The sequence below is a fragment of the Burkholderia sp. AU45251 genome (assembly GCF_030482905.1).
Classification (GTDB): Bacteria; Pseudomonadota; Gammaproteobacteria; order Burkholderiales; family Burkholderiaceae; genus Burkholderia; species Burkholderia aenigmatica.
Genome location: NZ_JAUJQH010000073.1, coordinates 1 through 1154 on the forward strand (window position 1 = coordinate 1; position 1154 = coordinate 1154).

Annotated in this window: 1 protein-coding gene; it reads left to right on the top strand. The window is 69.6% G+C overall.

Annotated elements, in window-relative coordinates; all coding sequences use genetic code 11:
• On the top strand, nt 1–1154 hold a 1154-nt coding region (locus QZM67_RS39785; RefSeq protein ID WP_301811947.1), incomplete at both ends, for an acetyl-CoA C-acetyltransferase.

A 1154-nucleotide genomic window follows, 5' to 3' on the forward strand; every position in this document is an offset into this window, starting at 1 on the left:
ATGACGGATGTAGTGATCGTATCGGCCGCGCGGACCGCGGTCGGCAAATTCGGCGGTTCGCTTGCGAAGATTGCGGCGCCGGAGCTGGGCGCGACGGTGATCCGCGCGGTGCTGGAGCGTGCGGGCGTGAAGCCCGAGCAGGTCAGCGAAGTGATCATGGGTCAGGTGCTGACGGCGGGCTCGGGCCAGAACCCGGCGCGCCAGTCGCTGATCAAGGCCGGGCTGCCGGCGGCCGTGCCGGGGATGACGATCAACAAGGTGTGCGGCTCGGGCCTGAAGGCCGTGATGCTGGCGGCGAACGCGATCGTCGCGGGCGACGCGGAGATCGTGATCGCGGGCGGCCAGGAAAACATGAGCGCGTCGCCGCACGTGCTGCCGGGCTCGCGCGACGGCTTCCGGATGGGCGATGCGAAGCTGGTCGACACGATGATCGTCGACGGCCTGTGGGACGTGTACAACCAGTACCACATGGGCATCACGGCGGAGAACGTCGCGAAGGAATACGGGATCACGCGCGAAGAGCAGGACGCATTCGCGGCGCTGTCGCAGAACAAGGCGGAAGCCGCACAGAAGGCCGGTCGCTTCGACGACGAGATCGTGCCGGTGGCGATTCCGCAACGCAAGGGCGAGCCGCTGCAGTTCGCCACCGATGAATTCGTGCGTCACGGCGTGACGGCGGACTCGCTGGCCGGGCTGAAGCCGGCGTTCTCGAAGGACGGCTCGGTGACGGCGGCGAACGCGTCGGGGCTGAACGACGGCGCGGCGGCGGTGCTGGTGATGTCGGCGCAGAAGGCGGCGGCACTCGGTCTGACGCCGCTGGCGCGGATCAAGGCATACGCGAACGCGGGCGTGGATCCGAGCGTGATGGGGATGGGCCCGGTGCCGGCGTCGCGCCGTGCGCTGGAGCGCGCGGGCTGGACGCCGGGCGACCTGGACCTGATGGAGATCAACGAGGCATTTGCGGCGCAGGCGCTGGCGGTGCACAAGCAGATGGGCTGGGACACGTCGAAGGTGAACGTGAACGGCGGGGCGATCGCGATCGGGCACCCGATCGGCGCGTCGGGCTGCCGGATCCTGGTGACGCTGCTGCACGAGATGGCCAAGCGCGACGCGAAGCGCGGGCTGGCGTCGCTGTGCATCGGCGGCGGGATGGG